Here is a 25022-nt window from a genome sequence, read left to right on the forward strand (position 1 = left end):
TTTGCTCGGCCCGCCGCCAAGAGCGGGCCAGCACCCTCCGGGACGGATCCCCGCCCCTTTTCCCCAACAGGAGAACCACATGAAAGCCAGGTATCTTATTGCAGGCCTTGTCCTGTCGACATCATGGGCAGGCATGGCCGCCGCCCAGGACTGCATGCTGCGCGTCACCACCTGGGGCGGCAGCTATCAGGCCACCTATGAATCACTCGCGGCAGCCTTCGAAGAACAATACAAATGCCGCATTGAATGGGTCGTGGGGTCCAGCCCCGATCACCTCATCAAGGCGCGCCTCGGCCAGGTCGATGTGGTCACGAATACCCTGCTGAACTCTATCGCAGGTGAGAAAGAAGGCCTTTGGGCCCCTCTGGATCCTGCCAAAATCCCTAATATGGCCAATCTTTACGACAATGCCGTCTATTCGGATTACACGGTCTTCGCCAATGTCGGCGATTATGTGCTTGCCTATAACACTGACCGCGTCAGCGAGCCACCGACAAGCTGGGACGATCTGTGGAACCCGGACTTCGCCAACAGCGTCGTGATCTATGGCGTCGACCACATCCCCTTCCTCAGCCTGATGGTCATGGAGGCCGAGCAGAACGGCGGCAGCATCGACAACATCGGACCCGGCATCGACCGCATGGCCGAGTTGATGAAAAGCGGCAATCTGATCGGCTCGCTCGATGTGGAAAGCCAGATGGTTTCGTTGTTTGAAACCGGCGATGCGGCGATCGGGATGCTTGCCACCGGACGTATGCGCGACCTCTTGTCGAAAGGTGTGACGAATGTCTCTTTCATTCGCCCGGCTGAAGGCACCTTCCCCCTCATCTCCAGCATCAACATCCACAAAGATGCAACCGACCCGGATATGGCGGCAAACTTCGTGAACTATGTCCTCAGCCCCGAGGTTCAAATCGCTTTTGCAACGCGCAACCTTTACGCGCCGACCGTCAACAATGCCGAGGTTCCCGAAGATACGCTTTATCGGGAACTGCTGGTGACCGGAGAGGAATTCAGCCGCCTCTACCTGCCGGATCAGGAAAAGATCACCGCGAACAAGGCCGCATGGCAGCAAGAGCTCAGCAAAAAAGCCGGACGTTGAGAACCAGCAGACAGGGGCGGCCCGCTGCGGGCCGCCCTCCCCCTCCGAAGCCTTGCTCCGGCCCTCACAATCAGGATTGAACCCAGCCCATGACCGATGACGCCATCCAAGTCCAGGGAGTCAACAAAGACTACGGCACCATGCTGGCCGTGGAAAATGTCTCTTTCAACGTCGCGCAGGGGGAGTTCATTTCACTTCTGGGCCCGAGCGGATGCGGCAAGACCACCACACTGCGCATGATCGCCGGCTTCATTGACACGTCGGGCGGAACGATCCGGGTGCATGGCCGCGATGTCACCCATCTGCCGCCGGAAAAGCGCGATCTGGGCTTCGTTTTTCAGAATTATGCGCTCTGGCCACATATGACCGTCGCCGAGAATGTTGCCTTCGGGCTGAAACTGCGCCGTAAATCGCGTGAATTCATCCGCAACAAGATCGATGAATCCCTCTCGATCACCGGCCTGTCAGGCTATCATGACCGGCTGCCGCGTCAGCTTTCGGGAGGCCAGCAGCAGCGTGTCGCCCTCGCGCGCGCGCTCGCGCTGGAGCCGAAGGTTCTTCTGATGGACGAGCCGCTCTCGAACCTGGACCGCGCCCTGCGCGTCACCATGCGCCGCGAACTTAAAGAGTTGCAGGCACGGATGAAGATGACAACGCTCTATGTCACCCATGACCAGGAAGAGGCGCTGTCGATGTCAAACCGCGTCGTCATCATGAATGGCGGCAAGGTCGAGCAGATAGCAGCCCCCCATCAGCTTTACGAAAATCCCGCCAGCAGTTTTGTCGCCGATTTCGTCGGTATCACCAATTTCCTGGAAGGCCAGGCAACCGGCGCCTCGGGCGGAACGCTCGGGGTCAGGCTGGCGTCAGGGCAAACCCTGCGCGTGCAGTCGCGTGCGCAGGTTGCCGAAGGCACCGCTGTGCGGGCGCTGATCCGGCCCGAGCGTATCAGCCTGACGACCGGAAGCGCCACGGGGCCAAATATCCTTGGCGGTCGCGTTGTGATGTCGGAATATTTCGGAGCGGTCCTGCGCTACGCGCTGCGTCTGGACAGCGGTGAGACCCTGCGTGCGGAAGTCCACAACTTCGATCGCGTGCTTGACCCCGGCACCGAGGTGCAGGTCTCGCTCAGACCGGACCATCTGCGGGTGCTGCCCGCTGACCCGCGAGGCTGAACCATGCTGCGTAAACTCATACCCCCGCTTGCGCCCGCGCTCGTGGCGCTGCTGATCTTCATTGCCCTCCCTATGCTCTGGGTGCTGCGCACCAGTTTCAACGAACTGGCCGAGGGCGCCTATATCGTCGAAGCGATGTCGCCCTACAATTACACCCGTTTTCTGGGTGATCCCTGGTATCTGGTAAATACGCTGTGGTTCACGATCCGCATCGCCCTGATCGCAACCGTGGTTTCGGTGGTCTGCGCCTATCCTGTGGCCCTTTACATCGCAAAAACCCGCGGGCTGGAACGCAATATCCTGATGGCGCTGGTGATGGCCCCGCTGCTGATTGGGCTTGTCACGCTGGTCTATGGCTGGATCGTCATCTTCCGGGGCGGGGGGCTGCTGAACTCTCTGATGATCTCGCTGAACATCTATGACCGCCCCGTGAAATATATGTGGGACATCAAGGGAGTAATCATCCTTCTGGTCTATATCGGCATCCCATATGTCGTGCTGTCACTCCTAGACAGCATCGAGAGGATCAGCCCCTTCCTGGTCGAGGCCGCCCGCAATGTCGGAGCCAGCCGTTGGACCGCTTTCTGGAAAGTGGTCTTCCCACTGACCATGCCGGGGCTTTACGCCGGGCTGGTCATCGTCTTCTCGCTGAACTTCGCGGCCTTTGCGGTGCCTTTGATGATCGGCGACAGCAATACGCAGATGATCGGTCTGATCATCTATCGCGAGGCACTTCTGAACAATGATCTGCCCTTCGCCTCTGCCCTTTCGGTCATCATGGTGGCAGTCAACGCTCTGATCCTGATCGGCATGGCATGGCTGTTTGGCAGGTTCATCCTCAACCGGCTGGAGGGAAAAAGATGACACGGTTTGACCCGGGCACATTCGCCCTGCGGCTTTTCACCCTGCTGATGATGATCTTCCTGATTGTGCCGATCGCTGTAACCCTGATCGTTGCCGTCAATCCGCGCGAGTTCATCCTGCCGCCTAACGGCTTCACACTGGACTGGTTCAGCGCGGCATGGAGCTCAAAGACCTTCCTGCGCGGCATGGGGGTCAGCCTTGTGCTCGGGCTGGTGGCGGCAGTACTGGCCAATGCGCTGGCACTGCCCGCTGCCATCGCGCTTGTGCGCAATGACTTTCGTGGCAAGGCGGTCATCAACCTGATCCTGATGTCCCCACTGCTGATCCCGACCACGATCTTCAGCCTGGCGCTTTATATCTGGTTCGTGCGGATCGGTTATGGCGCAGGTTTTGTACCCTTACTGGTCGGCCATACGATCCATGTTATGCCCTATGCACTGCGCATTCTCAGTGCGAGCCTTTCGAACCTGGATCCAAGCTATGAGGAAGCCGCACGCAACATCGGCGCCAGCCGCAGCCGCACTCTGTTTTCGATCACATTGCCGGTCATCCGCACCGGGCTGATTTCCAGCCTGGCACTGTGTTTCATTCTATCCTGGAATGACTTCCCGATCTCGGTCTTCCTTGCCCCGCCAGGCTGGACTCCGCTGCCGGTCGAACTCTTTGCCTATATCAAGTTCCAGTATGACGCAGTGGCTGCAGCCCTTGCAGGGTCGCTGATCCTCCTTTCTATCATCGCGATGGTCGTGATCGACAGGCTGGCGGGATTGCGGCGTGTCCTGCGCAGCTGATCACTTCAAACGACATTACCCCATCTGACCCGCACTCCTGAACCGGGTTCAGTCCCGCAGCTTTGGCATGGAACCATCATGAAAAACCGCATCTTCACCGGCATCGCATCCGAAACCACTGCGGGCTATGCAAAGGCCGTCATCGCAGGGCAGACGATCTATGTCTCCGGCACCACCGGGCGCGATCCCGAAACCGGCACTTTCCCCGACGACCCGGCAGAGCAGGCACGGCACGCCTTTGCATCGATTGACGCTGCGCTCCGGGAAGCCGGTTCCGGACTGCAGGACACTGTTGTGAGCCGTGTCTATGTCACCGACCAACAGGCTGCGGCCGCAGTCACGCCGGTTCTGGGTGAGATATTTGCACAGATCAGACCGACAAGCACCTTCCTGATCTGTCAGATCCCCGCCTCCGGAGCGAGGGTGGAAATCGAGATAACCGCATTCCGGGCCTCATTGGACTGATGCTCGTATTGGTGGCGCGGATTTCCCCCCGCGCCATAAGACGGGACACCCTGCCAATCACGTGAATAGCCCAGCGCTTTGTAGACGCCTTCTCCTCTTCGCGCAGGGCATTCCACGGTGAGTCACCATTTAAATGCCGGTCAACCTTTCTGGCGGGCCATCCGGCCCGGTTTACCCGCCATGCCCCAAGTGCGGGTCTTTTTTGAAATCCAGACCAAAAATCCAGACATACAAACGGATCTCAAGGGGTTTCACTGCCACAGCGATCATGAAATTCTGCACGACCACGACCAACCTGAAGCAGATCCAAGGGCCGCCCCGCCAAGAGCCAACGACAATCGAAACGGGAATCCGAAGCCCAAAGAAGCCGAAAATTGATCATCACAGAACCGAAACAGAAGCCCGAGAACCGCAGATGCCACGCGCTGGAACGCACGTTTCCTCCCCTGATTTTAGGTGAAACCAGCCTCCGGAAATCCGAAAACAACCATACTCTCTCGCCCAATCGAAGAGCGCGGAAACCGTCACGAAACTGAAAATCCAGCCCAGTCCTACGATGAAATCCGGTCCACTAGGTGCCCCGAAAACTCGAAAATGGGCCGGATCTGGCGGGTTTCCGGACGGCCCAAGCAGCCTGCTTCATCGCTGCTCTGCACCCATCCGAAGCTCCCCAGAAGCAAGCGGCAAGCGTTTTATAGAAGTGGCGAACGGACAAATCCGCCGCAGGGAGACGGCTTTGCTCCACCAGTTCTAATTCGGCGCAGTTTCCTGAAATGATCCTTAGAACATGAACACCCGAGTTTTAGCGCTGACAATATAGGGTTATGCGGCGGAAATGGTGGTTTTCGGCAGACTTGCTCTCCGGCTCCCGGCCACAAGTCTCAGACAACCCTCTTGCCCCGCCCGTTTGTCAAAAGCACGAAACGGACAGAGTCCATTTCCCGTCCGGTCCTCTCCCCGGCTCCGCAAACCTCCGGATTTTCTCCCATGACGGTGCCCACATCCAAGGCTGAACTACTTGCCACCATCGAGCTGAACTTCGCCCGCTTGGTGACTGATCTCGGCAAGGTGCCCCTGGATCGCACCCGTGAATCCACACTCCAGGGTCATGCAGGCAGCACGATGATGAGCCCGTCCGACCTTGTTGCCTAGGTTCAGGACTCGTTCTTGATCATAGCCAGAACAAGACCGTTGCGGCGAGCATGATGGCTGAGAAGAAGGTTTCCGGGCACCGGTCGTATCGGGTGGCGACACGCCTCCAATCCTTCAGCCGCCCAAACATGATCTCGATGCGGTTGCGCCGTTTGTAGCGCCGCGTGTCATATTTGACGGCCTTCTTGCGGGACCTCCTACCGGGAATACAGACCTTTATCCCCTTGTCTTTCAAGGCATCTCTAAACCAATCGGCGTCATAGCCCCTGTCGGCCAGCAGCCACCCCGCCTTCGGCAGGCTGCCCAGCAGCGCTGCCGCGCCGGTGTAATCGCTGACTTGACCGGCCGACATGAAGAACCCGATCGGTCGTCCTTTGGCATCGGAAACCGCGTGCAGTTTGGTGTTCATGCCGCCTTTGGTTCGTCCAATCTGGCGCGCACGCCCCCTTTTTGACCCGCAGGCTCGACGCCGTGCGGTGCGCCTTGAGATAGGTCGCGTCGATCATGATGGTCTTGTGTTCAGCGCGCTCGGTGGCCAGGCCCACCATGATCCGAGCGAAGACCCCATTGTCGCTCCAGCGCTTCCACCGGTTGTAGAGGGTCTTCGCCGGACCGTATTCCTTCGGTGCATCACGCCAGCGCAAACCATTGCGATTGATGAAGATTATGCCGCTCAGAACGCGACGATCATCGACACGGGGCTTGCCATGGCTCTTCGGAAGGAAAGGTTTGAGGCGCTCCATCTGGGCGTCAGAAAGCCAGTAAAGGTTGCTCATCGGTCAGGTCTCCTTGCAGAGCCTGAATCACGACAATGGCCTGATATCAATGGGTCCTGAACCTACCTGATCGGCTGGAATGAGCTGGTTCTGGAATGGCTGACGCACGACGATCAGGAGCTTCCGGTCGGCTTCCCCGAGAGCGGATTTGTCTGGAATCAGCTCGGAAAACTGGCGCAAAAGTTTTACCGCGACTACAGCGACCTTGACTGGCAGGATCGGCTCGACCGCCTGAACCACGCCAAAGCTGATCTGGTTGCGACGATCGCCGCCAGATCCGACGCCGAATTCTATAGCCAGCCGTGGTATGGCAAGTGGACGAAGGGGCGGATGATCCAGCTCAACAGCGACTCGCCCTATGCCAACGCGCGTGGCCTTATCCGCAAATGGCTGCGCGAGACGGGTTGACCCGGCTCAGCATCGCGCCCGTCCCGCCAGCCAGACCCTGAAGATCGCCACCGCCACGCCCAAGACCTGGCTCCAGCCGGGCACCCGCCCGAACAGCGCGGAGACGACCAGCGCCGAGACAGGCACCAGATTGAACAGCACCGAAGTCGCCGCTGGGCCGCGCACGGTGATGCCGATCTACCAGAATACGATGGCCAACACCGAGCCGATCAGCGCCATGTTCGCCCCCGCGAACCATGTGAGGGGCGAGACCGATGTCAGCGCCGTAACCGGGCTATCAACCATCAGCGCGATCCCGGCCAGCGCTACGGCACCGATCTGCCGCTGCAAATGCTACGACCCGATCATCGCAACCTTTTGGTCCGGCCTCTAACAATTATGGGCTTCGGTCTTTACGGTCCATTGGATGGCGCACGGTCTTACCCCGCGATCTCCTGGCCCGATCAACTCGACCTAGCGGGCACCCGCTCTCATGCTCCTATCGACGCACGTCGCGGACGAAGACTCGTCATCCTTTAGTCAGATTCCAATCTAACTCAGGGTCGAAAACTACGCTGCACCCCGCCAGACCACGAAATTCTGCGATCAAAGCATGAACATGAATTGCACACGAGAGACAGCAACATACTGATTTAAAAAAGAAAAACGTCCAATCCATCATAGGGGCCACGGAAAGCCGTTGACTGCCGTAAGCACCTTGATTTTGGTCAGTTATCTTCATTTTCGCGGTCATACGAGCTTACACATTCTGGCAGATTTTCGACCATTTCTGAATGTTGCATCTCTCCAGGCCCTGCGGGCTGGTGAAGTGTCATACATGTCAACGACAGGTGGACGGACCGTAAAGGACGGCACGTCTGTATTCATAACGCAGATCGTGCGCAGGGGCCACGGGTTCCAGGAATTGCGATCTTTCGACCGCGAAAAGACTGCGAAAGCCTGGGCCAGGCAGCGCGAGGCCAACATTGACGCGATGGATGCGGAAAGTCAGAGGCCGAAGCCGCTCAGGTCGCTGACGCGGCTGACCGGCAGGCCGCATCCATCTTCTTGCCCGTGTGCTTCTTGCCCGTGTGCTTCTTGCCCGTGTGCTTCTTGCCCATGTGCTTCTTGCCCATGTGCCGCGCCGATACCTCGCGGGCTGCCATCGCGGATGCCCTGAACGCTGCCAGGGTGTCGCCCCGCATCAGCGGGTGATGATATCGCGTTTTTATGTTTGCCCCCGCTCTGGAAGGCTGCTGATCAAGTCCTGCGCCTGGAATGGCGGCCTCGCATGTGAGGCAATTTGCGCCCTGATCCGCCGGGTCTGCGCGCGGCTCGGCATGGTCTGGCCTGGCCGGTTCCCCTCAGGCACGAGGCAGTTTGGGCAGTCTTGCGAGATTTCCGGCCGCCGGCGGCAGCCGCCCGGTCGATCGGTCAGCCAGCTTCGGTTTTCCATCAGCGCATGACCAACGAAGCACAGCATGGCCCCTGTGCCCGGCGACAATCTGTAAAGCCGCACGTCGGGGTCGGTGGTCGGGGGATCGGTCGCATTCGAACGCCACGCGCCCCGGATGTCGGTCTCAGCATTCAGGGGGCTGGGCTTTGGGTTCGGCAGCGGGCGGGGTCGGGCCTGGTCACGACAGACCATTAACCCCCTGGATTCGCCGAGGGAAACCCGCTTGCCGGCGGTTTCTGCAACAACACGCATCACCGCTCTCCTGGGTGGAGCATCGCAGCCCCCCCCTGCACAGAGATGCCGTCGGGGCGCAGCCGAGACAGATCTGACATTTTTCAGTTGTGTCTTGACAAAAATCAACCGGCGCGAAAAAACAGGCGCAGGACGGGGCCGGCAGCTTTGCAGCCCGCCGTCCGGAGGAGACCAGCTCAGTCCGAAATCCGGCCAGATCGCGCAGCCTGCGCGGGCATGGAGACGGCCTGGCTGCGAACGGAAAACGGGATCAGATATGCAACGCTTCCTCAATAACCCCGACGATATCGTCGATGAAACTGTCGCGGGATTTGTCCGTGCGCATCGCGATCTTGTGCGGCTTGATCCCGACAATCCGCGTGTGGTCGTCTCGACGGCGGCACCGCAGCCGGGCCGGGTCGGCATCGTGACCGGCGGGGGGTCGGGGCATGAGCCGGCCTTTATCGGCTATACCGGCCGCAATATGGTCGATGCGGTGGCGGTGGGAGAGCTGTTTTCCTCGCCGACCGCCAAAAGCTTTGCCGACGCGATCCGCGCAGCCGATGGCGGCGCCGGGGTCGCGGTGCTCTACGGCAATTATGCCGGCGACAATATGAATGTGCGCATGGCGAAAGAGATGGTGACCCCCGACGGGATCGAGGTCGCCACAGTCGTCGCCAATGACGATGTCTGCTCGGCCCCGCTGGCCGAGCGCGAGCGCCGGCGCGGCGTCGCGGGCGAGATTTTCATGTGGAAGATCGGCGGCGCGAAGGCAGCCAAAGGCGGCTCTCTGGCCGAAGTGATCCAGGCGGCGCAAAAGGCAATCGATGCCTGCCGCTCGGTCGGTGTCGGCCTTGGGCCCTGCACCCTGCCCGCCGTGGGCCATCCGAATTTCAAAATCGAGCCCGGCACGATGGAGGTCGGCATCGGCCATCACGGCGAACCCGGCGTCCGGGTCGAGGCCCTGAAAACCGCCGATGCGGTGGCCGATGACATGCTGGACATCGTGCTGGGCGATCACGGGTTGCAGGAGGGCGCCGAGGTCTCGGTGCTGCTTTCGGGCCTTGGCGCGACGCCGATCAACGAGCTTTACGTGCTCTATGACCGGATCGAGAGCCAATTGGATGCCAAGGGCATCCATGTGCACAAGGCTTTCGTCGGCAATTACTTCACCTCGCTTGAGATGGTCGGCGCGACGCTGACGGTGATGGCGCTGGACAGCGAACTGAAAGAGCTCCTCGATCTCGCGGCAGAGGCGCCCGGCATGGCCACGGGTGCGGTGGCCGCGCCGAAAAACGCAGGGGTGGCCCATGGTCGCCATGCGGCCAGTGCCACAACTACCACCGCCACGGTTGCAAAGAATGTCACCCTCACCGGCGCATCCGTCCCGGTGGCGGGCAGCGCCGGGATCGTCCGCGAGATCGCAGCCGTGATCGTCGCCAACAAGGCGCATCTGTCGGAGATCGACGGGCTGATCGGCGATGGCGACCATGGGATCAACATGGCCAAGGGCTTTGGCCGCGCCGCAGACCGGATCCCGGCGGATGCCAGCCTTGATCAGGCGCTGCGGATCCTTTCGGATGTGCTGATGAGCGAGATCGGCGGCTCGATGGGCCCGCTTTATGGCTTCATGTTCCAGGGGATGGCCGATGAGGTAGCGGGCCGCCCGGGTCTTGATGCCGATGGTTTCGCCGATGTGCTGAATGCGGCCCTTGCGGGGGTGCGCAAGACCGGCTCGGCCCAGGTGGGTGACAAGACGCTGATTGATTGCCTGGTGCCTGCGGTCGAGGCCTTTGATGCGGCGAAAGCTGAGGGCCTTGCCGCTGCACTGACGGCGATGTCTGCGGCCGCAGTCAAAGGCCGCGACTCGACCGTTGATCTGGTGGCAAAGATTGGCCGCGCCAGCCGGCTGGGCGAACGCTCGCGCGGGGTGCCGGATGCCGGCGCGACGTCCTGCTGTCTGATCCTGACCACCCTGGCGGATGCCGCCCTGAAGCGGCTGGCCTGACATGACCGGTCTGAGCGCCGCCGATGTGACCGACCTGTTCCGCACCGTCTCGTTGCGGATCGGCGAGGCGCGCGCGGCGCTTGGCGCACTTGACGGCGCCATCGGCGATGGCGACCACGGCAATTCCATGGCCGAAGGCTTTGCCGCCCTGACCCGGGCGCTCGTCACCGCAACCCGCGAGGGCAAGGGCGCGGGCGACCTTTTCCCCATCGCCGCCGAGAGCTTTCTCGACGCGGTAGGCGCCACCACCGGGCCGCTTTACGCCTCGGCCTTCCTCAGCGCCGGGCAGCTGTTCAGCGGCATGGACAGCATTCCTGCCGCCCGGATCCCCGAACTGGTCACCGCCTTCGATGAAGGCATCGCAAGGCGCGGCAAGGCGAGCGCCGGCGACAAGACCATGCTCGACGCCTGGCGGCCTGCTGCGCGTGCAGTTGCCGCCGCCGGCCCCGACCCGCTGGACGCGCTCGCCGCCGCCGAAGCCGCAGCAAGCGAGGGCCGCGATGCCACCCGCGCCATGGTTGCAGCCCTTGGCCGTGCCGCGCGGCTGGGCAGCCGGACGCTGGGCCATATCGACCCGGGCGCGGCCTCGGCCGTGATCATCATCCAGGGGCTGCGCGAAGGCCTGCAGGCCCATCTTGCGCGGGGGGGCAGCTGATGGCCCTGAAACCCGAAAGCGGTGCGCTGGCGGAAATGCCGATGCGCTTTGGCGATGATGCGCTCCTCTGGGCCGCCTGGCTTTATTACGAGGACGGGCTGACCCAGAGCGAGATCGCGCAGAAGATGGGCCTGTCGCGTGCCTCGGTGAACACCTGGCTGGCCGATGCCCGGGCGCGCGGCCTCGTCAATATCGAGATCCAGCCCGAGCGCTTTCGGGCGGTCTCGGTTGCGCGCGGGCTGAAGGACCATTTCGGCCTGCATGACTGCCTTGTGATCCCCTCGGAAGGCGACGGCAAACCGCTGATTGAACGCCTTGGGCAGGCCGGTGCGATGGTGCTGAAGCGGCTGGTGCGGTCGGGCGACACGCTGGCGGTGACCTGGGGGCGGTCGGTGCTGGCGCTGGCTTCGGCGCTGGATCATCCCGGGCTTGCCGATATCCGCGTGGTTCAGGCCACCGGCTCGACCACGGCGCGCATCGCCTGGACGCCAGAAGCCTGCGCCTCGCGGCTTGCCTCGGCGCTTGGTGCACGCTGGATCCCGCTGGCAGTGCCCGCGATCGTTTCATCACCCGCGATGCGCGCCATGCTGATGGAAGAGCCTGTGCTGGCAGAACAGCTCCAGGTCCTGTCCGAGGCCAATCGCATCATCATGGGCATCTCATCGATGCGGCCCGAAAGCACGATCCACAGCTCGGGATTCCTCGAAGGCGTCGACCGTCACGCCCATTACCAGGATGCAGTCGGCAGCCTTCTGGGCCGGTTCATCTCGGCCAGGGGCGAGCTGGTCGCGGGGCCGGTCAATGACCGCACCATCGGGCTGGATCTCGACGGGCTGCACCGCGTGCCGCAAAAGATCGCGGTGGCGGGCGGTATCGACAAAGTGGCCGCAATCCTTGCGGCATTGCGCGGCGGGCTGATCGATGTGCTGGTGACCGATGCCGCCACCGCCCGCGGCGTGCTGACCGCCGATGGCTGGCAGGAAAGCAGCCGCCGTCCGGCGCCCGTGGCGCCCGCAATCGCCACCCGCAGCCACGGCAAAAAACTGATAAATGAGGCGCGGAACGCCGTTGATGAGAGCCTCGCCGGCGCGCTGTTGGCGCATGAGGCGCTGATCAGCCTTGTCCCCGGCACCAGCCGCGCCGTGATGGCAAAGCACGGCCCGCGCCCGGGCAAAGTCGGCATCGTGATCGGCGGCGGCGCCGGGCATGAGCCGGGCTTCTGGGGCTATGTCGGCCAGGGCCTCGCCGATGCGGCGGTGGTGGGGAATATCTTTGCCGCCCCGCCGCCCGGCCCGATCCTGGCCGCCAGCCGCGCCGTCGATGGTGGCGCCGGGCTTTTGTACATTTTCGGCAATTTCTCGGGCGATGTGATGAATTTCGAGATGGCGCGTGAAATGGCCGAGGCCGGCGGCATCCCGGTGCGCCAGATCATCACCACCGATGACATCGCCTCGTCAGAACCTGACAGCCGTGGCTCGCGCCGGGGCGTTGCGGGCAATGTCTTTGTCTTTCGCATCGCGGGCGCGGCCGCCGATCTTGGCGCCTCGCTTGAGGCCTGCGAGGCGGTGACACGGCGCGCGGCGCAGCGCGTCTATACGATGGGCCTCGCGCTGGAACCCGCCCGCCTGCCCGATACCGGCCGCCCCGGCTACGAGCTGGGCGCGGATGAGATGGAGATCGGCGTCGGTGTCCATGGCGAGCCCGGGGTGGAACGCCAGCGGCTGGTCTCTGCCGATGATGCCGCCGATCTGCTGCTGGACCGGATCCTTGCCGAAATGGTGCCCGCACGCGGTGACCGGGTGGCGGTGCTGGTCAATTCGCTGGGCGGGACGCCCGCGATGGAGCTTTACATCCTCACCCGCCGCATCCGGCAGCGCCTGACGGCGCATGGCATCACGGTCAGCCACATGCTGGTCGGCCCCTATTACACCTCGCTGGATATGGCGGGCGTCTCGCTCTCGATCCTGCATCTCGATGATGAGCTGGCGGCGCTGATGGATCATCCCTGTGACGCGCCTGCGCTGATGAGCAAAGGGGGCCGCGCATGACCCGCTGCCCCGCCGGACACCAGATCAGAAAACAGGCCACACAACAGGCCCATGACATACGACAGCAAGCATTGACATTTGTCACCGGCCAGTGTCGATATACAGAACCGGATCAGGGCGCGCAGTCTGCCCCTGCCCCGGCGGGAGGAAGACCGTGATCAAGACCGCTGACCGCCAGACCGTGTTTCTGGCCCTGATCAATGTGATTGTGCTGGTGGCAGGCGCCCTGCTGGCCGGAGCAAATTTCGTTGACAGCTATAACCTGCAGGTGATGGCCGCGCAGGTCCCGGAACTGGGCCTGCTGGCGCTTGGCGTCGCGCTGGCGATGATTTCCGGCAATGGCGGCATCGACCTTTCCGGGATCGCACTGGCGAACCTTGCCGGCATCACCGCCTTTCTGGTCGCAAGCCGCATCCTGCCCCCGGGTGATGCGCCGATGGCCTTCTCCTGGACCTTCGCCGGCATCGCGCTTTGCGTCGGTCTGGCCGGCGGGCTGATCAACGGGCTGATGATCGCCTATACCGGGCTGACGCCGCTGATCGCCACGCTCGGCACCCAGCTTCTGTTCACCGGGATCGCGGTCTGGCTGACCAATGGCTCCTCTGTGAGCCTCGGCTATATCCCTCCGCTGGATGATTTCGGCAATCTGCCGGTGCTGGGTGTGCCGCTGTGTTTCGCGCTGTTCGTGCTGATCGCCGGGCTGATCGGCTATCTGCTGCGCTTCACCCCCTTTGGCGTCAAGCTGATGCTGCTGGGATCGAACGAGAAAGCCGCGCGCTATGGCGGTATCCCGGTGAAGCGGATGATCGTCATCACCTATGCGATCTGCGGCATCCTCGCCTCGGTTGCGGGCATCGTGATCGCCTCGCGCGCGGGCTCGGTGAAATGGGATTACGGCAGCTCTTATGTGCTGATCGCCATCCTGATCGCGGTCTTGGGCGGGGTTAAGCCCGAAGGCGGATATGGCCGCGTCCTTTGCGTCCTGCTGGCCGCTACCGCGTTGCAGATGCTGTCGAGCCTTTTCAACTTCCTCGGCATCTCGAACTTTTTCCGCGATCTGGCCTGGGGGGTGCTGCTTCTGGCGCTGCTGGCCTCGGCGCGGGTGAATCTGTCGTACTGGTTCCGACCGGCGCGATAACGGATGCGGCGCCGGCCCCGCAGGGCAGGCCGGATCGCTGCAAGACAAATGCCCCTGAAAACCGGAGGAGGACTACCATGAAAACACTCGCGAAACTGGCCGGAAGCGCCATGATCGCCGGTGCGATGGTCGCAGGCGCGGCCATGGCCCAGGACAAGCAGTCGATCACCACCGTGGTCAAGATCACCGGCGAAGGCTGGTTCGTGCGGATGGATGAAGGTGTGAAAGCCTTTGCCGCCGATCACGCCGATATTGACGCGGTTCAGGTCGGACCGGCTCAGGCCGATGCCGCACAACAGGCCCGCATCATCGAAGACCTCGTGGCCAAAGGCGTCTCGGCCATCGCGGTCGTGCCGATGGACCCGGCGGCTCTTGAAGGCGTGCTGCGTCGTGCCCAGGCCCGTGGCATCAAGGTCATCGCGCATGAAGGCGACAGCATCGTCAATGCCGATGCCGATATCGAAGCCTTCGACAACGCAGCCTTCGGCCGCAAGATCAATGACGGCCTTGCGGAATGCATGGGCGGTGAGGGCAAATGGACGAGCTTTGTCGGCTCGCTCGGCAGCCTGACCCATAACATCTGGGCCGATGCCGGTGCTGAAAGCGCCGCCGCAAACCACCCGGGCATGGAACTGGTCGCCGCCAAGAACGAGTCGTTCAACGACGCGAACAAGGCCTATGACAAAGCAAAAGAAATCCTGCGCGCCTATCCGGATATCAAAGGCTTCCAGGGTTCTTCCGCGATTGACGTGATCGGCATCGGCCGTGCGGTTGAAGAGGCCGGCCTTGTCGGCAAGGTCTGCGTCTATGGCCTCGGCCTTCCGAAAGACACCGGCCCCTATCTCGAATCCGGTGCGGTCAACCGCATCTACTTCTGGGATCCGAAAGACGCGGGCTATGTCATGAATGTCGTCGCCGCCAAAGTGCTGGCCGGCGAGGAAATCGCGGATGGCGCCGATCTCGGCGTGCCGGGCTATAACGCCGTCACCGTGACGCAGGGCCCTGGCAAGGGCATCATCATCCAGGGCGCTGCCTGGGTCGATGTCGGCAAGGACGAATACAAGAACTACCCGTTCTGATCTGCCTTCCCTGACCGGACAACCAGGCGAAGGCGCGGCATTCTGCCCGCGCCTTCGCATCCACAAGCTGAGGACGACCGCGATGCAATCGCAGCCAGGCCAGACCAACCAATCCACCGGCCAGAAGCCCTTTCTGGAAATCCGCAACCTGCGGAAGTCCTTCGGCGGCGTGCAGGCGCTGAAAGATGTCAGCCTCACGCTGGAGGCGGGCCAGATTTACCATCTGATGGGCGAGAATGGCTGCGGCAAATCCACCCTGATCAAGATCGTCTCGGGCGCGCAGAACGCGACCTCGGGGCAGATTTTCATTGATGGCGAGGCCACCGGCCCGCTGGCAGGCGATATCGGTGCCATCGGCGCGCTGAAGGCCGGGATCGAGACCGTCTATCAGGATCTCTCCCTGCTGCCGAACCTGTCGGTGGCGGAAAATATCGCGCTGACCGGCCAGCTGGTCGCAGCAGGCGGGCGTCTGGCGCGGCGGCTGAAACGGGCAGAACTGTTCGCCACCGCCGCCAAAGCGCTGGCCGAGGTGCATCTGCCGACCGACGCCGCCTTCCTGACGCGCCGCACCGATACTTTGCCGCTCGCGACCCGCCAGCTCGTGGCCATTGCCCGCGCCATCGCGGCCTCGGCGCGGCTGGTCATCATGGACGAGCCGACCACCTCGCTGACCCGGCAAGAGGTCGAGAACCTGCTTTCCGTGGTGCGCCGCCTTCTTGACCAGGGCGTGACAGTGCTCTTCGTGACCCATAAGCTCGACGAGGTGAAATCGCTGGGCGGGCACGCGATCATCATGCGCGACGGCCTGAAAGTGGCGGAACGCGAGGTCGCCACCACCAATAAAGCCGAAATCAGTCAGCTGATGACCGGACGCGAGATTTCCGAGGCCCGCTACCGGACCGAACCGAAAATCGGCGAGGGGCTGCTGGAGGTCGAGAACCTCACACAGACAAGCGCCTTCCGGAATCTGTCGCTGAGCCTGCGCAAGGGCGAGATCCTCGGCATCACCGGGCTTCTCGATTCCGGCCGCAATGAACTGGCGCTGGCGCTGTCGGGCGTGCGCCCGGCGAGCAGCGGCGCGATCCGGCTGGAAGGCAAATCCGTCTGGCCGAAAAACCCGGGCGAGGCGATCCGGGACGGCATCGGCTATGTTCCCGAAGACCGCCTGACCGAAGGGCTGTTTCTGGAAAAACCGATCCAGGACAATGTGACCCTGCCGGTTCTTGACCGGCTGAAAAACGCAATCGGCATGATCAGCCCGAAACGCGCGCGCAAACTGGCGGAAGACCAGATTGCCGACCTCCAGGTCGTGGCACCGAATGTCGCGGCCCCGGTGCAGTCGCTCTCGGGCGGCAATCAGCAGCGCGTGCTGATCGGGCGCTGGCTGACGATCGAACCACGGCTTCTGATCCTGCACGGCCCGACCGTGGGCGTCGATGTCGGGTCGAAAGACACCATCTTCCGCATCATCCAGCGCCTTGCGGATGAGGGGATGGGCGTCATCATCATTTCGGATGACCTGCCCGAGCTTTTGCAGAATTGCGACCGGATCGCCGTGATGCGCCAGGGCGCGATTGCCGCAACCTATGACGCGGCGACCACCAGCGAAGATCGCCTCTATCAGACAATGGCCGGCGCAGCGCCCGCCGTCACAGACCTGGAAATGCCAGCATGACCGACGTCCCCGCTTCCGCCGCAACCCCGGGTCTGCCCGCGCGCATCTGGGATCTGATGGGCCGCCGGCCAGAGCTTTTCACCCTTGCCCTGATCGTGGTCACGGTGATCGGCGTGGCCATTGCAAACCCGAATTTCTTCGCGATGAACAATGTCTTCGACATCCTGCGTGCCTCGGTGGTGCGGGGGATCTTTGCGATGGGCGTCCTTGTGGTGCTGGCCGCAGGCGGCATTGACGTCTCCTTCACCGCCATCGCAGCCTTTGTAATGTATTCGCTGACCATGCTGGTCACGAATATCTTCCCGGGAATGCCGCTTTGGGTGATCCTGCCGCTGGCGGCCCTAGGCGGCGCGGTCTTTGGCGTGATCAACGGGCTTTTGGTGCATTCCCTGCGCGCGCCCTCGCTGATCGTCACCATCGGCACGCAATATATCATCCGCTCGGCGCTGCTGACCTTTGTCGGGACGGCCCTGTTCATGAACCTGCCCGCCTCGATGGAGGCCTTCGGCAAGGCCTCCCTCATCACCTGGACCGGCGGGACCGGGGTGATCTCGACCCTGCCTGCGACCGTGCTGGTGCTGGTCGTGGTCGCTTTCGCCACCTGGTTCATCCTTGAGCGCACCCTGATGGGCCGCGCGATCTTTGCCTCGGGCGGCAATCCGGGGATCGCAGAACGCCTTGGCTTCAACCTCTTCCATATCCGGCTGTTCGTGTTCGGCTGGGCAGGGCTGCTGGCTGGTATCGCGGGCATCGTGCATGTCGCCTCGAACCGTCTCGCGAACCCTTTTGACCTGGCCGGGATGGAGCTTGAAATCATCGCGGCCGTGGTGCTTGGCGGCGCGCGGATCACCGGCGGCTCGGGCACCGTGATCGGCACGCTGCTCGGTGTGCTCCTGATCACGCTGGTGAGCAATGTGCTGGTCTTCGTGGGCATCCCCTCGACGCTGCAGCTTGCCATTGTCGGCATCTTCATCCTGATCGCCGGCACCATTTTCGCGCTGCGCCAACGCAACTGAGCAATGCGCGGCTGATTAACCTTCCGGGAGGAACCACCATGAGCCATGATGTTTCGGTCATCGGCCTTTATATCCTTGACGTGCTGGGGCGGCCGGTCGATGCGATCCCGCCGGGCGGCTCTGTCGCCTTTATCGACGAAATCCGCCTGACCGTGGCCGGTACCGCCGGCGGTACCGTGGTCGATCTGGCGAAACACGGGCTGAACTGCCTTGCGGTTGGTGCGGTTGGTGATGACGAAAAGGCCGATTTCGTGCTGGCGACGCTGGCGCGGTTCGGGGTCGACACGACCCAGATGCAGCGCCTTGCGGGCGTCCCGACCTCGGCCTCGATCCTGAACATCCGCCGGAATGGCGAGCGCCCTGCCCTGCATCAGCGCGGTGCGTCAGATCATTTCGACATCATCCCCGAAACGCTGGATGCTGTGCTGGCCGCCCCTATCATCCATCTCGGCGGCACCGGTCTTCTGGCGAAACTCGATGGGGAGCCGAGCGCGAAGCTTCTGGCCGAGGCCAAGCGGCGCGGGCGGACGACCACCTTTGACCTCCTTGGCGCCGATGAGAATACGATCAACCTCGTCGCACCGCTTTTCCCGCATATCGACTATTTCATGCCCTCAGTCGAAGAGGCCCAGGCGATCTCCGGCGCGACGACGGTCGAGGCCGCGGGGCGCTTCTTCCTCGATCGCGGGGTGAAACAATGCGTCTTTACGCTTGGCGGGGATGGCGTCTGTTTCATGGATAACAAGGGTGCCGTAGTACGCCAGCCGGCATTTGAGATCGAAGTGGTCGATACCACCGGCTGCGGCGATGCCTTCGACGCGGGCTTCATCACGGCACTGCATCATAAAATGGATCTGAAAACCGCGCTGAATTTCGCCCAGGCGACGGCGGCGCTGGTGGCGACCGGGCTCGGGTCAGATGCAGGTGTTCAGTCGTTCGACCATACGCTTGAGTTCATGAATACAGCGAAGATCAAAGGCTGAATGCCCTTTGCCGAACCGCCGGAGGGGTGTTGCATCCCTCCGGACCTCTCCTTGTGTGATTTTATCGGGCGAAAGAAAGCGTCAGGGGGTCTGTGCCAGCAGGCCTGCGGCTGTTTCAGTATCGGTCACCAGATGGCTGACATAGCCGCCCTTCAAAGTGGCGCGCAGCGCGGCGATCTTTCCCGGGCCACCTGCGACGCAGACCCGGCGGGGGATGGCGCGCAGCTCTTCAAGTTCGATCCCCATCATACGGCTGTCAAAATCACGGCGAACCTGCTGCCCTTCGGCATCGAGGAAACGGCAGATCAGCACCGCTTCGGCGCCATCTGCGGCATAGGCGTCGATCTCATCCGTGCCGGCGATGCCGGCAACCCGCATCGTGCTGTCCGGCCCGAGACCGCCGAGACCGAAGACGATGGTGCGCGCCTTGCGGATCAGCGCGAATTGCTCGGAAAGTGCCGGCTCCTCCCGCAAGGCGGTGCAGAGCGCGGCACTCGACAGCACCGCAGGTGCATGCATCACCATGCTCAGCGCGCCGAGATTGCGCGCCATGATCGCCGTGCAGAGTTCGGCCGAGAAATCACGCCGCCCCATGGCCGCGCCGGTGACCTGGACCACGCTCAGCCCCTCGACGGGCAGAGAGATCGCATCGGCCACCGCCAGCACCGTGCGCCCCCAGGAGATGCAGAGCGTCTCGCCCGGGGTCAGCATCCGCTCAAGCTGCCGCGCCCCGGCGGCGCCAAGGGCTGCCAGTCGCGTCGCCGCATCGTCTCCGGGCTGCACCGGCACCACCAGCGCCTCTTCGAGGCCAAAGCGCGCGGCGAGGGCCAGCGACAGCGAATGCCGCGCCATCACGCCCGCATCCATGCTGATCCGCACCGCGCCGCGTTCGCGCGCTTCCTGAAGATAATTGACCACGCTGGCACGCGAGACGCCGAGCCGCGCGGCGATATCGCTCTGGTTCAGGCTTTCCTCATAATAGAGCCAGGCGGCCCAGATCACGATATCGTCGAATTCTGCCGGCACGGCCCCCCGCCCGCGTATCTGCGCCTCTGCCGACATCAGTCCCCCTGCCCGTCACGCCCAGTCATGCCATCAGCTTTGCCACGAAACCCAGGCCTTGGCGAGGCTTTCACCGATCTCTTTCGTACTCGCATTGACATTTGACACCAATAACTGTCATTTGACATCAACTCAGACCTGAATGTCCAAGGAGAAGATCCGATGCAATCCCTGTGGTCCGATGCGGATTTCGAGAAAACCGTTGCCGCCTATGTCGCGGCCGGCGTGAACCGCGATGTGGCGATCCGCACCTGGACGACGCGGCTGCTGGGCCAGGTGCCGCAGCTGGTGCTGCATGGCGGCGGCAATACATCGGTGAAAACCGTGATCAATGACCATGACGGCACGCCGGTCGAGGTGCTCTGCGTCAAGGGGTCGGGCTGGGATATGGGCCAGATCGAACCGGCAGGCCTGCCGGCGCTGCGTCTGGCCGAGCTGAAGGCGATGGTGAATTACGAGACGCTGTCGGATGACGATATGGTCATGCTGCAGCGCCGCCTGTTGCTGGATCCGGCCTCGCCCAACCCTTCGGTCGAGGCGATCCTGCATGCGATCCTGCCCTTCCGCCATGTCGATCACACCCATGCCAATGCGATTGTCGCGCTGACCAATCAGCCGAATGGCGAGGCACTGATCCGCGCGCTTTACCCCGAATATATCGTCATTCCCTATGTCATGCCGGGCTTTGACCTCTCGAAGGTCTGCCTCAGGGCCTTTAATGAACGCCCTGATGCGCCCGGGATGATCCTGATCAAACACGGGATCTTCACCTGGTCCGACGATCCGCGTGTCGCCTATGAGGCGATGATCGAGGCGATCACCCGCGCCGAAAACCGCATCGCGCAAGGCAATCCGAAACCATTTGGCACCGCGCCGGTGCTGGGCGGGCTTGCAGACGCGGCAGAGATCGCGCCGATCCTGCGCGGCGCCATCGCATTGCCGGGCGCGCAGGAAGGCCTGCCCCGCCGTTTCGTGATCGAACATCGCGTGAACCAGGATATCCTGGATTTCTGCGGCGCGGAAAATGTCGAAAGCCTGACCCGGCGTGGCAATGCGACACCCGAACATGTCATCCATATCAAGCGCTTCGGCCTGGCACTGCCCGCGCCAAAAGCGGGTGATCTGAAGGCCTGGGCGGCGCTGGTGCGTGAGAAGATCGCGGGCTATATCGCGGATTACACCGATTATTTCACCCGCAACAATGCGCGTGCGGGCGGCATCAAGACCATGCTCGACCCGATGCCCCGCGTCTTCTACGTCGAAGGCGTCGGCGTCTTTGCCGCTGGTCCGACTGCGAAAGCCGCCCGGATCGGGGCCGATGTCGCCGAGGCGACGATCCAGGTGATCCGGGGTGCCGAAGGGATCGACGCTTTTGAGGCTCTGCCCGAGGAAGACCTTTTTGATCTGGAATACTGGTCGCTGGAACAGGTGAAGCTGAAAAAGGTCGCCGAAAAGCCGCTGACCCGCCAGGTCGCGGTGATCACCGGCGGCGCCGGTGGTCTGGGCCTTGCCATGGCCGAGGCGCTTCGCGCCGAAGGTGCCGAGATTGCACTGCTGGATATTGACGCCGACAAGGCCGCAGAGGCGGCGACGCGGCTGGGCGGCATCGGCATCGGCTGCGATCTGACCGATGCGGTCGCGGTCGATGCGGCGATTGCGCAGGTGGCGCTGCGCTTTGGCGGCGTTGATATCCTCGTCTCGAATGCCGGGGCGGCCTGGCAGGGCGCGCTTCTCGACGTGTCGGATGCCGATTTCCGCGCTGCCTTCGAGCTGAATTTCTGGGGTCACCACTATGTTGCCCGCGCGGTGGTGCGGGTGATGCAGGCCCAGGGCACCGGCGGCGCGCTCTTGTTCAACGTCTCGAAACAGGCGGTGAACCCGGGTCCGGACTTCGGCCCCTATGGCACGTCGAAAGCCGCCCTGATGGCCTTGATGAAGCAATATGCGGTGGAACATGCGGCGGATGGCATCACCTCGAATGCGGTCAATCCGGACCGGATCCGCACCGGGCTGATGACCGACCAGATGATCGAAGAGCGCGCCCGCGCCCGGGGCGTCACGCCCGAGGTCTATATGCGCGGCAACCTGCTGCATCGCGAAGTCACCGCCGAAGATGTGGCCCAGGCCGCGCTGGCGCTGATCCGCGCCCGCACCTCGACCGGGGCGGTGATCACCGTCGATGGCGGCAATACCGCTGCGATGCTGCGCTGAGCCAGCCCGACCTGCCCTTTGGCCTGACGCCGGCGGCACGATGTCGCCGGCGCCTTCGTCTGTGCCACACCTGCGGTCCCCCGGGCCGCAGGACAAGCACCGCCGGGACAGGCAGTCCCTCTGCTGCTGCCTGAACCGGATCAAGTCGGGTCGCAGACCGGAACACTGCGGGGGGAATCAATGTTATCCTTCTGTGGCTGACGGGCCGTCATTCTCCCGATCACTGGTCATTGCCAGCCTTCGCCGCGACGACGGCCCTCTGCCCGTGGCGGCGGCCTCTTCCGGCATTGCGCGGGACGGCAGCGGCAGGTCCTCAGCGCCCCTGCCAGCGGTCGGCGAAGACCATGTCTTCCAGCCGGTGACGCTGCCCCCAGCCCCGGACCTCGAGCTCCGGCCGGTCATAGAGGTCGCGCACATGACCAAGGCACAGGAGCGCCACCGGCACCACATCATCGGGCAGATGCAGGATGCGCTTCAGATCACCTTCGCGGAAGATGCTGACCCAGCCGACACCGATCCCCTCGGCCCGCGCGGCGAGCCAGAGGTTCTGCACCGCGCAAACCGTGGAATAGAGGTCGGTCGCGGCATCATGGGTGCGCCCCAGCACCACCGGACCGCCACGTGTGCGATCACAGGTGACGCACAGGCAAAGCGGCGCCTCGGAGATCCCCTGGAGCTTGAGCTGCGAATAAAGCGCGCGCCGCCCCTCGCCGAACATCGCCGCCGCCTCGGTATTGGCGGCCTCGAAAGCGTCACGGATCTCGGCTCGCACGCCCTCATCGCGGATCAGGATGAAATTCCACGGCTGAGAGAGCCCGACCGAAGGCGCGGCATGGGCCGCCGCCAGGAGCCGGAGCAGCAGATCCTCGCTGAGCGGATCGGGCAGGAACTGGCCCCGCACATCGCGCCGCTCAAAGATCGCGCGGTAGACGGCGGCGCGTTCCTCTGCCGAAAAGGCAGCGGCGGTGCCGGGCGCGCGCAGGTCAGGACCGGAAGTGCCCGGATCTGAGCCAAGTGGATCGGAAGGGAGCTGTTCGGCAGGAGCGTGATCGCAACGGGCCGCGAGCGGCAGTTCTATCGGCATGACATTTCCCCTGTCAGGCAAACCGGCGCCCCTGCTGCCGTCCGCGCAGCCGGGGCCGTTCTGGTCTGGCCGGTCTTCTGGCTCGGTTTCATCCCGAAACGGCGCCTTCCCGGCCAAAGCCAGTGGCATCTGCCGCCCGGTCCGCAAAAGCGGTCCACCTTACAGCGTTGGGCACGCGGCGGATTTGCACCGCCTTCCCGATTATCCCTCCGGCCAGGGGCGGCACAGGGTCAGCGCCCTTGCCCGGGCCGGAGAGCACCAGACAGCGTCACTATCAGAGAAGTCCGGCCAGAACGCAACCGCGCCGCCCCCTGATTCGCAGCGACAGGATGCGCCTTGCGATCCGCCCCCGGCCGGCATCGCCGCCCGCACCAGACAGGAGGCCCCGCCCCCAAAGAGCGCGTCTCTCTGTTTCATGCGCCTTTTCACCGGCTTTAGGATGCCGGACGCCGCCCCGTCCCGTCGTGATCATTAAGTTTCGGCAGAAAACCGGCTTTCCCCGGCCTCGGCGGTCGCAGTCCACTTGACCCTCGCGCCGCAATTCCGCCTTATCGCCCTCGAGACGCTTTCAGAAAGATCCCCCAATGTTCTCGAAAACTGCCGCTCCGAATGGCGAGCCCGGACAGGCTGGCTCCCAGGCGACCACGCCTTCATCCGGCGCCAGCCGCAGCAATGCGACCCGTTCTGTGCTGGGCTCTGACCTGAAGATCACCGGCGAGATCAGCTCGACCGGCGCGCTTGAGGTTCTGGGCGAGGTCGATGGCAATATCACCGCCGACGCGCTGGCGGTCGGGCAGCATGGCCGCATCTCCGGCTCGGTCAGCGCGAAATCGGTCGAGGTGCATGGCCGTCTCGACGGCAAAGTCGACAGCCAGCATTTCATCATGCGCGCCACCGCCCAGGTGACCGCCGATATCACTTATGACACCCTGGTGATCGAGAGCGGCGCCACCATCGAAGGCCGCTTCACCCGCGGTCGCGGCTGATCACCCGCATCTGAAATGGCCGCTCTGAACCGGCACCGGTCGGCAGTTCAGAGCGGGGAGTTCAGATCGGGCCAGATGCGCAAAACGCGTCAGCGCAGGCCGATCTCGGCCAAAGCGCGTTCCAGGTCCGGCGGCAGGCTGTCATCGCCGTCCCGGCCCAGCGTCAGGTCGCGCGGCACGTCCTCCGGGCCGATATAGCGCCAGCCCTGAAACGGGCGGCGCGGCGCGGATTCGGTGCGGATGATCTCGCGGTCCATCACGATGGCGCAGCGGCTGATGCCATCACCGGTCTCGACCCGTTCCAGCGCGGTGATGCGCTGCCGGCAGAGGATCACCCCCTTGATCACCCAGTAAAGCGAGCCGCCCGCCAGCACCTCGGCCTCGCGTTTGGGCCACATGCGGGTGACATGTACCGCCTGCCCCGCAGGCCAGCGCGCCGCATTTTCCTCTTGCCAGGTCGCAAGATCCCCGATGCTTTCGGCACCGACACAAAGCTTGAGTATATTCACGAATCCCATGGCCGGATCATAGGCGCCTGCCCCGCCGCCGCAAGATTGACCGATGGCCTCCGCCTCCCTATCCTGTGGCTCTGGCCGGATCCGGCGCAAATGCTGGCCCAGTCCTCGCGCCGCTGACGGCCCTCTTTGCCGGAGGGTCTGCACCTTGCCCGATACTGCA

General features: G+C 63.2%; 23 protein-coding genes, 1 pseudogene and 1 riboswitch. Of the genes and pseudogenes, 18 read left to right on the plus strand and 6 right to left on the minus strand.

Annotated features, from left to right (window positions below; all coding sequences use genetic code 11):
* Nucleotide 1 precedes the first annotated feature (1 nt).
* The 6 genes from AC4FS3_RS03690 (at nt 2) to AC4FS3_RS03715 (ending at nt 5549) form a co-directional block, all read left to right on the plus strand.
* A complete protein-coding gene (locus AC4FS3_RS03690; protein ID WP_491019441.1) occupies nt 2-1102 on the plus strand; it encodes an ABC transporter substrate-binding protein in 1101 nt (366 codons plus the stop codon).
* Nucleotides 1103-1191: 89 nt separating this feature from the next.
* A complete protein-coding gene (locus AC4FS3_RS03695) occupies nt 1192-2277 on the plus strand; it encodes an ABC transporter ATP-binding protein (RefSeq protein WP_491019442.1) in 1086 nt (361 codons plus the stop codon).
* A gap of 3 nt (nt 2278-2280) precedes the next feature.
* Nucleotides 2281-3141: an ABC transporter permease gene (locus AC4FS3_RS03700; protein WP_491019443.1), complete on the plus strand. Its 861-nt coding sequence runs from the start codon at nt 2281-2283 to the stop codon at nt 3139-3141.
* On the plus strand, nt 3138-3932 hold the full coding sequence (locus AC4FS3_RS03705) for an ABC transporter permease (protein ID WP_491019444.1): 795 nt from the start codon (nt 3138-3140) through the stop codon (nt 3930-3932). The genes AC4FS3_RS03700 and AC4FS3_RS03705 overlap by 4 nt, the downstream gene beginning before the upstream one ends.
* A gap of 78 nt (nt 3933-4010) precedes the next feature.
* Nucleotides 4011-4397, plus strand: coding sequence for a Rid family hydrolase (locus AC4FS3_RS03710; RefSeq protein ID WP_491019445.1), 387 nt, complete (start codon nt 4011-4013; stop codon nt 4395-4397).
* Nucleotides 4398-5384: 987 nt separating this feature from the next.
* The gene (locus AC4FS3_RS03715; RefSeq protein ID WP_491019446.1) at nt 5385-5549 is read left to right on the plus strand and encodes a ClbS/DfsB family four-helix bundle protein; all 165 of its coding nucleotides are present in this window, start codon (nt 5385-5387) and stop codon (nt 5547-5549) included.
* Nucleotides 5550-5568: 19 nt separating this feature from the next.
* Here AC4FS3_RS03715 and AC4FS3_RS03720 read toward each other — a convergent pair.
* Nucleotides 5569-6325, minus strand: a protein-coding gene (locus tag AC4FS3_RS03720) for an IS5 family transposase (RefSeq protein WP_491019447.1) whose coding sequence is annotated in 2 segments (ribosomal slippage) — nt 5569-5995 and nt 5994-6325 — 759 coding nt in all. Because the reading frame shifts where the segments join, the coding sequence is not laid out codon by codon here.
* A 99-nt stretch (nt 6326-6424) separates the two neighbouring features.
* Here AC4FS3_RS03720 and AC4FS3_RS03725 point away from each other — a divergent pair.
* Together AC4FS3_RS03725 and AC4FS3_RS03730 are read left to right on the plus strand one after the other, a co-directional pair.
* Nucleotides 6425-6733, plus strand: coding sequence for a ClbS/DfsB family four-helix bundle protein (locus AC4FS3_RS03725; protein WP_491019537.1), 309 nt, complete (start codon nt 6425-6427; stop codon nt 6731-6733).
* Nucleotides 6696-7106 (plus strand): hypothetical protein, encoded by a 411-nt coding sequence (locus tag AC4FS3_RS03730; protein WP_491019448.1) that lies wholly within the window; start codon nt 6696-6698, stop codon nt 7104-7106. The genes AC4FS3_RS03725 and AC4FS3_RS03730 overlap by 38 nt, the downstream gene beginning before the upstream one ends.
* Nucleotides 7107-7737: 631 nt before the next feature.
* Here the strand turns inward: AC4FS3_RS03730 and AC4FS3_RS03735 are convergent.
* Nucleotides 7738-7878 carry a hypothetical protein gene (locus tag AC4FS3_RS03735; protein ID WP_491019449.1) on the minus strand — a complete coding sequence of 47 codons (141 nt, stop codon included), beginning with the start codon at nt 7876-7878 and terminating at the stop codon, nt 7738-7740.
* A 269-nt stretch (nt 7879-8147) separates the two neighbouring features.
* Nucleotides 8148-8300: pseudogene (locus tag AC4FS3_RS03740) on the minus strand (IS5/IS1182 family transposase); the annotation flags it as partial.
* 376 nt (nt 8301-8676) lie between these two features.
* Here AC4FS3_RS03740 and dhaL (AC4FS3_RS03745) point away from each other — a divergent pair.
* The 8 genes from dhaL (AC4FS3_RS03745) (at nt 8677) to AC4FS3_RS03780 (ending at nt 19001) form a co-directional block, all read left to right on the plus strand.
* Nucleotides 8677-10407: a dihydroxyacetone kinase subunit DhaL gene (gene dhaL / locus AC4FS3_RS03745; RefSeq protein ID WP_491019450.1), complete on the plus strand. Its 1731-nt coding sequence runs from the start codon at nt 8677-8679 to the stop codon at nt 10405-10407.
* A gap of 1 nt (nt 10408) precedes the next feature.
* Entirely contained in the window at nt 10409-11062 is a 654-nt protein-coding gene (gene dhaL / locus AC4FS3_RS03750; protein WP_491019451.1) for a dihydroxyacetone kinase subunit DhaL, read from the plus strand.
* The gene (locus tag AC4FS3_RS03755) at nt 11062-13110 is read left to right on the plus strand and encodes a bifunctional sugar-binding transcriptional regulator/dihydroxyacetone kinase subunit DhaK (RefSeq protein ID WP_491019452.1); all 2049 of its coding nucleotides are present in this window, start codon (nt 11062-11064) and stop codon (nt 13108-13110) included. Before dhaL (AC4FS3_RS03750) ends, AC4FS3_RS03755 begins: the two co-directional genes overlap by 1 nt.
* Before the next feature lie 154 nt (nt 13111-13264).
* Entirely contained in the window at nt 13265-14248 is a 984-nt protein-coding gene (locus tag AC4FS3_RS03760; RefSeq protein WP_092898255.1) for an ABC transporter permease, read from the plus strand.
* A 77-nt stretch (nt 14249-14325) separates the two neighbouring features.
* On the plus strand, nt 14326-15327 hold the full coding sequence (locus AC4FS3_RS03765; protein ID WP_092898257.1) for a substrate-binding domain-containing protein: 1002 nt from the start codon (nt 14326-14328) through the stop codon (nt 15325-15327).
* 82 nt (nt 15328-15409) lie between these two features.
* Nucleotides 15410-17002: a sugar ABC transporter ATP-binding protein gene (locus AC4FS3_RS03770; RefSeq protein WP_491019453.1), complete on the plus strand. Its 1593-nt coding sequence runs from the start codon at nt 15410-15412 to the stop codon at nt 17000-17002.
* Complete coding sequence (locus AC4FS3_RS03775; protein WP_283178287.1) at nt 16999-18018, plus strand: ABC transporter permease; 1020 nt, start codon at nt 16999-17001, stop codon at nt 18016-18018. Before AC4FS3_RS03770 ends, AC4FS3_RS03775 begins: the two co-directional genes overlap by 4 nt.
* Nucleotides 18019-18056: 38 nt before the next feature.
* Nucleotides 18057-19001, plus strand: coding sequence for a carbohydrate kinase family protein (locus AC4FS3_RS03780; protein ID WP_491019454.1), 945 nt, complete (start codon nt 18057-18059; stop codon nt 18999-19001).
* An 81-nt stretch (nt 19002-19082) separates the two neighbouring features.
* On the opposite strand, the gene AC4FS3_RS03785 is transcribed toward AC4FS3_RS03780, so the two are convergent.
* A complete protein-coding gene (locus AC4FS3_RS03785) occupies nt 19083-20063 on the minus strand; it encodes a sugar-binding transcriptional regulator (RefSeq protein ID WP_491019455.1) in 981 nt (326 codons plus the stop codon).
* Nucleotides 20064-20225: 162 nt separating this feature from the next.
* On the opposite strand from AC4FS3_RS03785, the gene AC4FS3_RS03790 reads away from it, so the two are divergent.
* Nucleotides 20226-22274, plus strand: coding sequence for a bifunctional aldolase/short-chain dehydrogenase (locus tag AC4FS3_RS03790; RefSeq protein WP_491019456.1), 2049 nt, complete (start codon nt 20226-20228; stop codon nt 22272-22274).
* A 313-nt stretch (nt 22275-22587) separates the two neighbouring features.
* Here the strand turns inward: AC4FS3_RS03790 and bluB are convergent, their stop codons facing one another.
* Nucleotides 22588-23358, minus strand: coding sequence for a 5,6-dimethylbenzimidazole synthase (gene bluB, locus AC4FS3_RS03795; RefSeq protein WP_491019457.1), 771 nt, complete (start codon nt 23356-23358; stop codon nt 22588-22590).
* Between the two features lie 63 nt (nt 23359-23421).
* Nucleotides 23422-23622: riboswitch (cobalamin riboswitch) on the minus strand.
* A gap of 320 nt (nt 23623-23942) precedes the next feature.
* On the opposite strand from bluB, the gene AC4FS3_RS03800 reads away from it, so the two are divergent.
* Complete coding sequence (locus tag AC4FS3_RS03800) at nt 23943-24344, plus strand: bactofilin family protein (protein ID WP_283178292.1); 402 nt, start codon at nt 23943-23945, stop codon at nt 24342-24344.
* A gap of 89 nt (nt 24345-24433) precedes the next feature.
* On the opposite strand, the gene AC4FS3_RS03805 is transcribed toward AC4FS3_RS03800, so the two are convergent.
* The gene (locus tag AC4FS3_RS03805; RefSeq protein WP_491019458.1) at nt 24434-24862 is read right to left on the minus strand and encodes a DUF1489 family protein; all 429 of its coding nucleotides are present in this window, start codon (nt 24860-24862) and stop codon (nt 24434-24436) included.
* Between the last annotated feature and the right edge of the window lie 160 nt (nt 24863-25022).

The organism is Pseudogemmobacter sp. TB195, assembly GCF_058313095.1.